The 12,127-nt window shown below is 59.6% G+C and carries 10 protein-coding genes and 1 tRNA gene; all 11 read left to right on the plus strand.

Annotated features, from left to right (window positions below):
- Window positions 1-33 precede the first annotated feature (33 nt).
- On the plus strand, window positions 34-540 hold the full coding sequence (locus DI396_RS04250) for a DinB family protein (RefSeq protein WP_110794957.1): 507 nt from the start codon (window positions 34-36) through the stop codon (window positions 538-540).
- A gap of 60 nt (window positions 541-600) precedes the next feature.
- A complete protein-coding gene (gene acuI, locus DI396_RS04255) occupies window positions 601-1,599 on the plus strand; it encodes an acryloyl-CoA reductase (protein ID WP_110794958.1) in 999 nt (332 codons plus the stop codon).
- 194 nt (window positions 1,600-1,793) lie between these two features.
- A complete protein-coding gene (locus DI396_RS04260) occupies window positions 1,794-3,212 on the plus strand; it encodes a cryptochrome/photolyase family protein (RefSeq protein ID WP_110794959.1) in 1,419 nt (472 codons plus the stop codon).
- Between the two features lie 114 nt (window positions 3,213-3,326).
- The gene (locus tag DI396_RS04265) at window positions 3,327-4,541 is read left to right on the plus strand and encodes an SAM-dependent methyltransferase (protein WP_110794960.1); all 1,215 of its coding nucleotides are present in this window, start codon (window positions 3,327-3,329) and stop codon (window positions 4,539-4,541) included.
- The gene (locus DI396_RS04270) at window positions 4,538-5,002 is read left to right on the plus strand and encodes a TrgA family protein (protein ID WP_110794961.1); all 465 of its coding nucleotides are present in this window, start codon (window positions 4,538-4,540) and stop codon (window positions 5,000-5,002) included. Before DI396_RS04265 ends, DI396_RS04270 begins: the two co-directional genes overlap by 4 nt.
- 144 nt (window positions 5,003-5,146) lie before the next feature.
- On the plus strand, window positions 5,147-6,322 hold the full coding sequence (locus tag DI396_RS04275) for an NUDIX domain-containing protein (protein WP_235851740.1): 1,176 nt from the start codon (window positions 5,147-5,149) through the stop codon (window positions 6,320-6,322).
- A gap of 114 nt (window positions 6,323-6,436) precedes the next feature.
- Window positions 6,437-7,468: a cysteine synthase A gene (locus tag DI396_RS04280; protein WP_110794963.1), complete on the plus strand. Its 1,032-nt coding sequence runs from the start codon at window positions 6,437-6,439 to the stop codon at window positions 7,466-7,468.
- On the plus strand, window positions 7,465-10,011 hold the full coding sequence (locus tag DI396_RS04285) for a DUF3772 domain-containing protein (protein ID WP_110794964.1): 2,547 nt from the start codon (window positions 7,465-7,467) through the stop codon (window positions 10,009-10,011). The genes DI396_RS04280 and DI396_RS04285 overlap by 4 nt, the downstream gene beginning before the upstream one ends.
- Window positions 10,008-10,739, plus strand: coding sequence for an alanyl-tRNA editing protein (locus DI396_RS04290; protein ID WP_110794965.1), 732 nt, complete (start codon window positions 10,008-10,010; stop codon window positions 10,737-10,739). The genes DI396_RS04285 and DI396_RS04290 overlap by 4 nt, the downstream gene beginning before the upstream one ends.
- 126 nt (window positions 10,740-10,865) lie before the next feature.
- A tRNA-Ser gene (locus tag DI396_RS04295) sits at window positions 10,866-10,955 on the plus strand.
- A gap of 203 nt (window positions 10,956-11,158) precedes the next feature.
- On the plus strand, window positions 11,159-11,962 hold the full coding sequence (locus DI396_RS04300; protein ID WP_110794966.1) for a crotonase/enoyl-CoA hydratase family protein: 804 nt from the start codon (window positions 11,159-11,161) through the stop codon (window positions 11,960-11,962).
- Window positions 11,963-12,127: the final 165 nt, after the last annotated feature.

Genomic DNA, 12,127 nt, shown 5'->3' on the forward strand with positions numbered 1-12,127 from the left:
GACCAGATATGCCCAAAACGAGGGAGCGTAGCGATGCAACTCATCACAAAAGACTATTGCATGGAAATGACGCGGTATAACGCTTGGCAAAATGTTCAAATACAGGCCGCGATGCAGACACTTGGCGAAGAGGGCGCCGCCGCCGATCGCGGCGGTTTTTTCGGCTCGATCCTTGGCACCGCCAATCATCTGCTCTGGGCCGATCGGATCTGGATGCACCGATTGGCCGATTGGCCCGATCCGAAAGGCACCCCGAAAAGCAGCACGACCCTGTGTCCGACGGTCGCGGTGTGGGGGTCGGAACGCTTCCACACGGATGGGCTTTTGCGCGAATGGGCGGGTCGGCTCAACAACCTCGATTTGGCCGGCGAGCTGGAGTGGACATCGACCGATGGCACGCGAACATCGCGAATGCCGCGCGGTCGGGTGTTGACGCATATGTTCAATCACCAAACCCATCACCGCGGGCAAATTCATGCGATGCTCACCGCAGCAGGCTGCGCCGCGCCGGTTTCTGACCTGATCTTGATGCCGCGATGAATTCGGCACCAACACGGGTTTAACATGAGGCCATAAGCGCCTGAAGAATAGGAGAATAAGATGTTCAACGCATTGGTTGTAACGAAAGATGACACCGACACCACATCGGTAAAAATCACGCCGCTGTCCGAAGATGATCTGCCCCATGTCGATGGCGGCGTCACTGTGGCGGTGGAGTATTCCACGGTGAATTATAAAGACGGGCTATGCCTATCGCCCGGCGGCGGCGGTCTGGTGCGCAACTACCCGCATGTGCCCGGGATTGATTTTGCCGGCACGGTCGAGGCTTCCGAAGATCCGCGCTACAAAACCGGGGATAAGGTCGTGTTGACCGGCTGGCGCGTCGGCGAGGCCCATTGGGGCGGCTATGCGCAAAAGGCCCGCGTGCGCGGCGATTGGCTGGTGCCCTTGCCAGAGGGATTGACCACACGGCAGGCCATGGCGGTCGGCACCGCAGGTTTCACCGCGATGCTGGCGGTGATGGCGCTTGAAGATCACGGTCTGACGCCCGACAAGGGCGAGGTTTTGGTCACCGGCGCGGCGGGCGGTGTCGGATCGGTTGCCACGGCGATCCTTGCCCATCTCGGCTATCAGGTGGCGGCGGTAACCGGGCGCCCCGAAACGGCGGCCTACCTCAAAGACCTCGGCGCGGCGCGGATTGTGCCGCGGGCGGAATTGGCCGAAACCGTCAAGCGCCCGTTGGAGAGCGAAACCTGGGCGGGATGCGTCGATGCCGTCGGCGGCGATATGTTGGCGCGGGTCTTGGGCCAAATGAAATATGGGGCATCGGTTGCGGCCGTTGGCCTTGCGGGCGGCGCGAAACTGCCGACTTCGGTGGTGCCGTTCTTGCTGCGCGGGGTGAATCTTTTGGGTATCGACAGCGTGATGAAACCGTTCGATGGCCGGTTGAAGGCGTGGGAACGTGTGGCAACGGATCTGCCGATGGATAAGCTCGCCGACATGGTGCAACCGGCTGTTTTGTCGGACCTGCCGCAGCTTGGCCAAGATATTCTCGCCGGCAAAGTCAAAGGTCGCGTCGTGGTCGATGTGAACGGCTAGACCGGGCGGCATCCGCCGATGGCCTAAGCCGCCCAACGCAGCCACATCCCCGTCCGGTTTGACCGGGCGGGGATCGTTTTCTTGGGGGCTGCACCACGTGATCCAAGATCTGTTTGAGGAATTATCAAAAAGAGTGAACCGATCCGTCGCGCGGGCCGTAATGGCTGGAAAGAACACAAAAATTCGAGAGACATATGGCCAACCCCGTCACCCTTCTTTGGCTGCGCCGTGATCTGCGGCTTTGCGATCATCCGGCGCTCTGCGCGGCGGTGGCGCGTGGCGCTGTTGTTCCGGTTTATATTTATGATGCACAGGTCGATGGGCTGGGCGCGGCGTCGAAATGGCGGCTTGGCCGCGGGATTGAATGTCATGCCCACGCCTTAGAGGCCGCCGGATCACGGTTGATTTTGCGGCGGGGCCCTGCGGCATTGGTCTTGCAAGAGCTGGCGGCGGAGGTCGGCGCGACGGCGGTCTATTGGTCGCGCGCCTATGATCCTGCGTCTCAATCGCGCGATTCACATGTCAAATCCGATCTTCGCAATGCCGGGATCGCCGCAAAAAGCTTTGGCGGGCATCTGTTGTTCGAACCCTGGACCATCAACACGCAACAAGGGGGGTATTACAAAGTCTATTCCCCGTTCTGGCGCGCCGTCAAAGATCTTCCGGTCGAAACGCCCTTAGATAAACCGGATCATATCCACGCACCGTCCTCATGGCCGCAAAGCGACGCTTTGGGCGACTGGGACATGGGCGCGTCGATGCAGCGCGGCGCTGCGGTGATGGCGCAGCACGCGCGCATCGGCGAGGCGGCGGCACAGGCGCGGCTGCACACATTCATCGCGCAAAAGGTCAGCGCGTATAAAGAGCGCCGGGATTTCGCCGCAGACGATGCCACCTCAATGCTGTCCGAACCTCTGACTTATGGAGAGATCAGTCCGCACCAATGTTGGCACGCAGCGCGGCAGGCGGCGCAAAGTGGCGCGGCCGGCGCCGAACATTTCCTCAAAGAGTTGGTTTGGCGTGAATTTGCTTATCACCTGATGCATCACACCCCGCATATTTTGGAGAAGAACTGGCGTGCCGGATGGGAGAGATTTGGTTGGCGCAGCGCCGAAGAAGCCCCCGAAGAGGTTCAGCGGTGGACCCAAGGGCGCACCGGTGTCGAATTTGTCGATGCGGCCATGCGGCAAATGTATGTGACCGGCAAAATGCACAATCGCGCACGGATGATCGCGGCCTCTTATCTGACCAAACATTTGTTGGTGGATTGGCGTGTCGGGCAGGCATGGTTCGAAGACTGCTTAAGCGATTGGGACATCGCATCGAACGCAATGGGGTGGCAATGGGTGGCCGGATCAGGGCCGGACGCCGCGCCCTATTTCCGTGTTTTCAACCCCGACACGCAGGCGGCCAAATTCGACCGTGATGGCCGTTATCGCGATACATGGATTGCCGAGGGGCGCGCGCAGGCCTTGAAAACCGCGCTTTCCTATTTTGACGCGGTGCCAAAATCATGGGGGTTGTCCCCCGATGATCGCTACCCTGATCCGCTTTTGTCCTTGGCAGAAGGTCGTGCGCGTGCGCTTGAAATCTATGAAAATCGCGACTTTTGAACCGGTTAAAATAGCCCCCGAACCAAACCCGTAACAAAACCTTGCCCGATCATGCCTGTGCCGCATACCCTTCGACTCATGGGGCGCAGACCAAAGGCGCAAAGAGGAAAACCAATGATATTCACCACCACCGACGGCCAACGTGATTTGCCACGCTATTTTGCCCGTGTGTTCGAGGTGGCCGCCCGTATACCCAATGGACGGCTGGATTTTCGACTTCCCGATGGGCGGGTCTTTCGCGCGCAGGGACAAAACCCCGGTCCGGTCGCCGAGGTTCAGATCCACAACCCCGACACCTTTGCGCGATTGGTCCGAGAGGGTGATTTGGGGTTTTGCGAGGCTTACCTTGATGAATGGTGGTCGAGCCCCGATTTGCAGGCGTTTCTTGATCTTCTGCACACCGAGAATGATGAACTATATGACGGGTTTCCCGGTATGTTTTTCGTGCGCAGCTATGAGCGAATGCGCCATTGGATGAACCGCAACACAAAGGATCAGGCCAAGAAAAACATCGCCGCTCATTACGATTTGGGCAATGATTTTTACGGGATCTGGCTCGACGATACGATGACCTATTCCAGCGCCCTGTTCGAGACAGGGCAGGAAAGCCTTGAGGCCGCGCAGATCGCCAAATATGCCTCGATGGTGGATCAGATCGGCGCCAAGGCCGGCGATCATTTGCTTGAAATCGGCTGCGGTTGGGGCGGTTTCGCGGAATATGCCGCCAAGGAACGCGGCATACGGGTGACGGGTCTGACCTTGAGTGTCGAGCAATTGAATTTTGCCCGCGAACGCATTGAAAAAGCCGGCCTTTCGCATCTGGTCGACTTCAAATTGCAAGACTATCGTGACGAAAAAGCCACTTATGACGGCATCGCGTCTATCGAAATGTTCGAGGCCGTGGGCGAGCAATATTGGCCGGTCTATTTCGACACCGTAAAACGGTGTCTCGCCCCCGGATCAAAAGCCACATTACAAGTCATCACCGTGCAGGATGCGCGGTTTGAAACATACCGGAAAAACGTTGATTTCATTCAAAAATATATCTTCCCCGGTGGGATGTTGCCGAGCCCGAAGGCCCTGCGCGCCGAAATTGCCCGCGCCGGGCTCGAGTGCACCAAATCGATCGAATTTGGCCGCAGCTATAGCCTGACCCTGCGGCGCTGGTTCGAGACGTTCAACGCCCGTTGGGACGAGATTGCCGCGTTGGGATTTGATGCGCGTTTCAAGCGCATGTGGAATTTCTATCTTACCTCTTGCGCCGGGGCCTTCGAGGGGGGAAACTGTGATGTAACACAGATAACAATCACGAGGCCGAGCCAAGGATGATCCCGACCCATTCCGCCAGTATGCCGACAGGGGCGAAGCTGGTGGCTGCCCTTTGTTTGGCGGCCCTCGCGTGGATCGTATCCGATGAAGTGCGCATGTTGCTGCCGGACCGCAGCAATTTCGGGTGGTTTAATTTTATCAACGCCGGTGTCGGTTTGGTGGCTGGATGGTTGATCCTTGGCACGCGGGCAGGGCGCGGGCGTGCCGATGCGATTGGCAACGGGGTCACCGGCGTCTTCATGATGGTGCTCTGGTCGATTTTCATCCATGCGGGTTATGAAATGTTGCGCCTTGCCATGCGCCGCCGGTTCGACGGGGCGATGGAAGCAATCACCAATATGTTTCAAATCGCGATTGAATATGCGTTGATCATGGTTGATCCTTTGGTCATCGGCACCCTTGCTGCGGGGGCGATTTTGACCGGATTGCTGACGGAAGCTGTGGCGGCGCGAGCCAACTGACCCTTTCCCCCAAGTCACGCCGCCGGTGGTCTGCCCGCGTTCACGCGCGGTCGGCCGGAGAGCAGGACGCAGCACAACTGCCGCAGCCTTACCGACCCATCCCTCGGCCCTGCCGACGCATCTATGCCTATGACCGGAGTCAATATGGCCGATATCTTTGTCTATGGAACCCTCTGTCACCGCCCGCTGTTGGCCTGTGTTTTGGGCGTCGAGCCTGCGCATCTGGATGCCGTGATCCGGATCACACCGGCGCTCTTGCCCGGCCACCGCACTTATGACGCGCCGGATGACGGCAGCTATCCGGTGATTTGCGCAGAAAAGGGCGCAGAGGCGGCGGGTCTGTTGCTGCAAGGGATGGGCAGCGATCATCTGGCGCGGATGGATTTTTATGAGCGTGGCTTTGGCTATGCCCTGCGCGGCGCGATGGTTGAAACCGGACGTGCCGCAGCACAGGGCCGCGTGACCCAGCCCGCACAAGTCTATTTTCCCGATCAAAGCCTTGAAGAGCAAGAGCAGCTGCCGCATGCGCGGCCATGGTCATTGGAGACATGGCGCAAGAGCCACGCCGAACTTGCGATGCGCGCGGCGGGCGAAGCCATGAGCTATTTCGGGCAGATCACCGCCCAAACACTGGCGGCACGTTTTGGCATGATCCGCACCCGCGCCGCCGCGCGTCTGTTGGCCCAAACCCCCGCACCAACCCATTTGCGCAGCGATACCGGCGCAGAGGCAGTGATCCGCAACGCCGAAGAGACCAGCCATGCCGGATTCTTTTTGCATCAAACCCATCGCTTGCAACTGCCAAAGTTTGACGGCAGTCACAGTGAGCTGCTCGAACGGGAGGTCTTCGTGGTGGGCGATGCGGCGATCCTGTTGCCCTATGATCCGCTCCGCGACCGCGTGCTTTTGGTCGAACAATTTCGCATGGGCCCATACGGGCGCGGCGATCCCAAACCGTTCCAATTGGAACCGGTCGCGGGGCGCATTGATGGCGGCGAAACACCCGAAGCCGCCGCACGGCGCGAAGCGGTGGAAGAGGCGGGGCTGACCCTCACCGCAATCGAGAAAATCAGCGCGCATTATCCCAGCCCCGGTTGCTCGACCGAATTTTTCCATCTGTTTCTGGGCCTCTGCGATTTGCCCGATCTGGCCAAAGGGCAGGGCGGGCTTGCCGAGGAGCACGAGGACATTCGGACCCATGTTCTGTCCTTTGACGCTGCCATGGATCTTGTGTCCTCTGGCGAGGCCAATAACGGGCCGCTGATCCTGATGCTGCTCTGGCTGGCGGCGGCGCGTCCTCGATTGCGTGCAGGCTTGTGAAGTTCGCTTGAGTTCGCCCCCAAGGGGGCATACATCTTGAGGCATGAATTTATTGCGCGGCCCAAATCACGCGGCACGGCAAAAGACCCGAAGTATGACAAGGAGCATCCGCCCATGAACTATGCAAATGATCTGGCCACTGCGGTTGGCAACACCCCGTTGATCAAACTGCGCGCGGCCTCCGAAGCGACCGGTTGCACGATTTTGGGTAAGGCTGAATTTCTCAATCCGGGTCAATCGGTTAAAGATCGCGCGGCGCTCTATATCATTCAGGATGCGATCGCGCGCGGGGTTCTCAAACCGGGCGGCACAATTGTCGAAGGCACGGCGGGCAACACCGGTATCGGCCTTGCGTTGGTCGGGGCCTCGATGGGGTTCAAAACCGTGATCGTCATCCCCGAGACCCAGTCTCAGGAAAAAAAGGACATGTTGGAATTGGCCGGTGCGGAATTGGTCCAAGTGCCCGCCGCCCCCTATTCCAACCCCAACAACTATGTGCGCTATTCGCAGCGGCTGGCCGAGAAATTGGCGAAAACCGAAGCCAATGGTGCGATCTGGGCCAACCAATTCGACAATGTCGCCAACCGCCAAGCCCATATCGAAGGCACCGGCCCCGAGATTTGGGAGCAAACCGGCGGTAAGGTGGACGGTTTTGTCGCGGCGGTCGGGTCGGGTGGCACCCTGGCCGGTGTCGGCATGGCGCTGCAACCGCATGGCGTGAAAATTGCTTTGGCCGATCCGATGGGGGCGGCCCTCTATAGCTATTACACAACTGGCGAATTTGCCTCCTCCGGCAGCTCAATCACCGAAGGCATCGGGCAAGGCCGGATCACTGCCAACCTCGAAGGATTCACCCCCGATTTCACCTATCAGGTTCCCGACGAAGAAGCGCTTCCGGTGGTGTTTGACCTGTTGCAGCATGAAGGGCTTTGCCTTGGGGGGTCCTCGGGTATCAATGTCGCCGGCGCGATCCGTTTGGCGCGTGATCTGGGGCCCGGGCATACCATCGTGACCATTCTGTGCGACTATGGCACACGCTATCAATCCAAGCTGTTCAATCCTGAATTTCTCGCCGAAAAAGGCTTGCCGGTGCCGGGCTGGCTCAGCCATGCGCCGCGCTCTATCCCCGGCGTCTTTACTTCGTGAGCCTTTTGATGCACCGCCGGTTTTCCATTCTAGGCCTTGCCTGTTTTATGCTTTTGATCGGCCCGCTTCATGCGGGCCTTTCGGGTTTTATGCCGGTTGGATCGGGCATGGCACTGGCGCAGGACACCGCCAGCGAAATTGACTACGACGCCTGGGAAAAGCGCGCCGATGCTGCCGATGAGGTGATCGAAGCCGACAACGCCAATATCGAAGAATTGGACCAACTGCGGGCCGAGATCGTCGCATGGCGCACACGGTTCTCCGAGGCGCAATCCGGCGGCAGCAATGCCTTGCAAACCGTGCGTGACCAGATCGCGGCGCTTGGCCCCGCGCCTGCGGAGGGCGAAGAGGAACCCAGCGACATCGCAGCGCAGCGCAAAGCCCTCAAAGAGCGGCTGGCGAAATTGGAAGCGCCGATCACTGCGGCCAACCTCGCCTATAGCCGCGCCGACGGGATCATTCGCGGTATTGATCAATTGATCCGCGACCGGCAAACCCGCGCGCTTTTGCAACTCGAACCCAGCCCCCTGAACCCCGCGCGTTGGCCCGAGACCGCCACAGCAATATGGAGCGGCTTGACGGAACTGCGGGCGGAGACCGAAGAGAATTGGGCCAGCGCCCCTCAGCGCGCCAAGCTGCGGGCGAATGCGCCGGTGATTGTGGTGTTGGGGCTGCTGGGGCTATTGCTGATGCTGCGGGGCCGGATTTGGACGGAAGCGGCGGCGACGCGGGTGCAAGTGGGCGGGGCCACGGCGGCGCGGTGGTTGACCGGATTTGCTCTGTCCTTGGGGCAAGTGTTGCTCCCGCTTATCGGGCTTGCGGCCCTGACCGAAGCGGCCATGCTGACCGGATTGATCGGACGTAAAGGCGATCAGATCCTCGGCGCGGTTCCGGTCGCGGGATTTGCCTTTTTCGCTGCGCTTTGGCTTGGCGCGCGCATGTTTCCGCGCAATGAGAAAGTCGATCCGCCGTTGGGCGTGCCTTATGAACGCCGCCGCAGCGGCCGGCTTTATGCGGGCCTGACGGGGCTGGTCTTGGGGCTGTGGGAATTGGTGCGCCAATTCGCCGAGACCTTCGATTTGCAAGCGGGCACGCGCGGGGTTTTGACCTTGGGTCTGGTGATTGCCGGGGGTGTGCTGTTGATGCGCTTCGCGCGTATTCTGCGCCGGCCGCCAGAGGACACCGAAACAGAGGACACGGATGAAACCACCGCCGGTTACCAAAGCCGGGTGACCGTTTTGATCCGGCGCGTATTGGTCGTGATTGCAGCCTTGGGCATCGTCGCCGCGATGATCGGCTATGCCCGTGTCAGCGAAGCGATGATATTTCCGGCGCTCTTGTCGCTTCAGGTATTTGCCTTTCTGGCGATCCTGCAAAGGATGTTGTTCGAAACCTATGTTTTGCTCACCGGCAACCGCGAAAGCGGGCGCGACGGTCTGGTGCCGGTGCTTTCCGCCGCGATGCTGTTTATCCTTTCCTTGCCGGTGTTCGGGTTGATTTGGGGCGCGCGCTGGACCGATCTGACCGAGATATGGACACGGTTCACCGAAGGGTTCACCATCGGCAATAGCCGGATCTCACCGTCGGATTTCTTGACCTTTGCCGTGGTGTTCGCCGTTGGCTACGGGTTGACTCGAGGCCTGCAAAGCACGTTGAAAACGACGGTTTTGCCAAAAACCAAACTCGACGTGGGTGGCCGCAATGCCATGGTCGCAGGGGTTGGATATCTTGGGATTTTCCTTGCCGCCGTCATCGCCATCACCAGCGCCGGTATCGATTTGTCGAGCCTTGCCATCGTCGCCGGTGCGCTTTCGGTCGGGATCGGGTTCGGGTTACAAACCATGGTGTCGAATTTTGTCTCCGGCATTATTTTGTTGGCGGAACGTCCGATTTCCGAAGGCGATTGGATTGAGGTCGGAGGACAGCAGGGCATCGTGCGCGATATTTCCGTGCGGGCCACACGGATCGAGACATTTGACCGGACCGATGTGATCGTGCCGAACGCCGATCTGGTCTCGGGTACGGTAACCAACTACACGCGCGGCAATACGGTCGGGCGGGTGATTGCACCTGTTGGTGTGGCCTATGGTACGGATACGCGGCGCGTTGAAACCATATTGAAAGAGCTTGCAGGCGTGCACCCGATGGTTTTGGCCAACCCCGAACCGCAGGTTCTGTTTGTGGGATTCGGGGCTGACAGCCTCGATTTCGAAGTGCGTTGTATCTTGCGGGATGTGACGTGGAAATTGGCGGTGTTGTCGGAATTGAACCATGCGATTGCCGCGCGTTTTGCCGAAGAGGAAATCGAAATTCCTTTCGCACAGCGCGATGTCTGGTTGCGAAATCCCGATGCCCTGCAACCCTCGCAACCGCAAGCACCGACAACCAACACCACCGCAACAGATACGGTGCCCCCCTCCGCAGCCAGCTCCACCGCACCGGAGGAGACTGCGCCATCAGGCACAATCAATCCTTTGTTGCGCGGCGAGGCGGATACCGACGACAGTGCGACGGATGCCCCCGATGATGGAGATGACATATGACCGACCTGCTGTTTCGTCACGACCCCTATATGCGCGAGGCCGAAACCATCGTAACCGGCCACACCGACGAGGGCGGAATCGTGGTTGACGCCAGCCTGTTTTATCCGACAGGCGGCGGCCAACCGGGGGACAGTGGCACGCTCTATTGGCAGGGCGCCAGCGGCCCGTCTTCTATCGGGATCGCCACGGCAGTCAAAGGCGCGGACAGGTCGATCGTATTGGTGCCCTCTGAGCCCGCAGCGCTTCCGCCGGTTGGCACGTCTTTGGTGCAGGCGCTTGATTGGGACCGCCGTCACCGGCACATGCGGGTGCATACGGCCTTGCATCTTTTGTCGGTGGTGATCGCTTTGCCCATCTCCGGTGGACAAATTTCCGCCGAAAAGGGGCGGCTCGATTTTGACATGCCCGAGGCCCCCGCCAACCGAGAAGCCATCGAAGAGGCGTTGAATGTCTTGGTCGAGGAGGATCTTCCGGTCACCGAGGATTGGATCAGCGATGAGGAACTGCGTGCCAATCCCGCCTTGGTCAAAACCATGTCGGTGATGCCGCCGATGGGCGCGGGGCAGGTGCGGTTGATCCGTATCGGTTCGGGCGAGAGCCAGATCGATGTGCAACCCTGCGGCGGCACCCATGTTGCGCGCTTGGGAGAGATCGGCCGGTTGCGCCTTGGCAAGATCGAGAAGAAGGGGGCGCAAAACCGCCGGGTTTACCTGCATCTGGACAGTTAATCCCGCCTTCCGGCACGGGCAATCCCGCCGGTTGGCTCGGGCGGTTTGCGCCGCGCGCATCCCTCTAAAAAAACGCGATATTCGCCCTTGCGCAGGTCCGCAAAAAGAGGCTACACACCGCCCACCGGAGCGGTGGCCGAGTGGTCGAAGGCGCACGCCTGGAAAGTGTGTAGGCGGGAGACCGTCTCCAGGGTTCGAATCCCTGTCGCTCCGCCAGACCCCCAGAAATGTAAGACCCGGACGGCCGGCATGTCTGTGTTGCGCCGCGCATCTTTGATCGTTTCGGTTGCGCGGTCACCTGTCTTTTCTCGCCCGGCGCACGCCACCACCGTGAAAACCGCCAAAGCCATCCATGCTCTTCCCTCTGCGGTCGCTCTGTGGTTCAAACGAGATCGCGCATGAAGCATGAGGGAGAGAGCATGTTCACGATCCAGAGCCGTAGCCTAGAAAATATCAACGTCGAGATGGAAGAGGACGGCATTGCCCGTGTCACGCTCGCCCGTCCGGCAAAACGCAATGCGTTGGATGCGCAGACGATCGAAGAATTGATCGCGCTGTTTGTCGAATTGCCAAAACTTGGCACCCGCGCTGTGGTGCTTTTGGCGCAGGGCGATCATTTTTGCGCCGGTCTGGATCTGGTCGAACATTTCGAAGAGGACCGTAGCCCCGCCGATTTCATGCATGTCTGTCTGCGCTGGCACGAGGCCTTTAACAAAATCGAATACAGCGGCATTCCGGTGATTGCGGCGCTCAAGGGCGCGGTTGTCGGCGGCGGGTTGGAATTGGCCTCTTCGGTGCATATCCGAGTGGCCGACAACAGCACCTATTTCGCCTTGCCCGAGGGGCAGCGCGGATTGTTCACCGGCGGCGGTGCGACCATTCGTGTGGCCGGATTGGTCGGCAAGGCGCGTATGGTTGATATGATGCTGTCCGGCCGTGTGTATCAAGGCGACGAGGCCGTGAATGTGGGCCTGTGCCAGTATCTCGTTGAGGACAGCGAAGCCAAAGCCATGGAGTTGGCCCGCGCGGCGGTGCAAAACCCGCCTTTGTCGAATTTTGCCATCTGTTCGGCGATTTCGCACATCGGAAATATGTCCGCTTTGGATGCGTCCTATGCCGAATCCGTGGTGGCAGGGATCGTCAATACACAGCCGGCATCGCGTGGGCGGCTCGAAGCCTTTGCCAATAAAACGGCCGCACGGGTCCGTCCGAACGCCAAATAGGCCGGCGGCTTCGCGCCTGTGGCGGGTGTGATGCAAAAAATATAGGCAGACAGAGCCTCATCCTTAGAACATTGATTTCCATCACGAAATCATGATATGGCGCGCCCCGGGCGCGCCATATCGATTTTGTCACGCGTAATTAGTTGATCCTTTCAAAATTTACCA

It is taken from the genome of Litorivita pollutaquae, assembly GCF_003205515.1.
GTDB classification, from domain to species: Bacteria; Pseudomonadota; Alphaproteobacteria; order Rhodobacterales; family Rhodobacteraceae; genus Litorivita; species Litorivita pollutaquae.

Coding starts and splice junctions, on each gene's coding strand:
- DI396_RS04250 (WP_110794957.1), top strand. CDS start 34: ATGCAACTCATCACAAAAGACTATTGCATGGAAATGACGCGGTATAAC.
- acuI (WP_110794958.1), top strand. CDS start 601: ATGTTCAACGCATTGGTTGTAACGAAAGATGACACCGACACCACATCG.
- DI396_RS04260 (WP_110794959.1), top strand. CDS start 1,794: ATGGCCAACCCCGTCACCCTTCTTTGGCTGCGCCGTGATCTGCGGCTT.
- DI396_RS04265 (WP_110794960.1), top strand. CDS start 3,327: ATGATATTCACCACCACCGACGGCCAACGTGATTTGCCACGCTATTTT.
- DI396_RS04270 (WP_110794961.1), top strand. CDS start 4,538: ATGATCCCGACCCATTCCGCCAGTATGCCGACAGGGGCGAAGCTGGTG.
- DI396_RS04275 (WP_235851740.1), top strand. CDS start 5,147: ATGGCCGATATCTTTGTCTATGGAACCCTCTGTCACCGCCCGCTGTTG.
- DI396_RS04280 (WP_110794963.1), top strand. CDS start 6,437: ATGAACTATGCAAATGATCTGGCCACTGCGGTTGGCAACACCCCGTTG.
- DI396_RS04290 (WP_110794965.1), top strand. CDS start 10,008: ATGACCGACCTGCTGTTTCGTCACGACCCCTATATGCGCGAGGCCGAA.
- DI396_RS04300 (WP_110794966.1), top strand. CDS start 11,159: ATGTTCACGATCCAGAGCCGTAGCCTAGAAAATATCAACGTCGAGATG.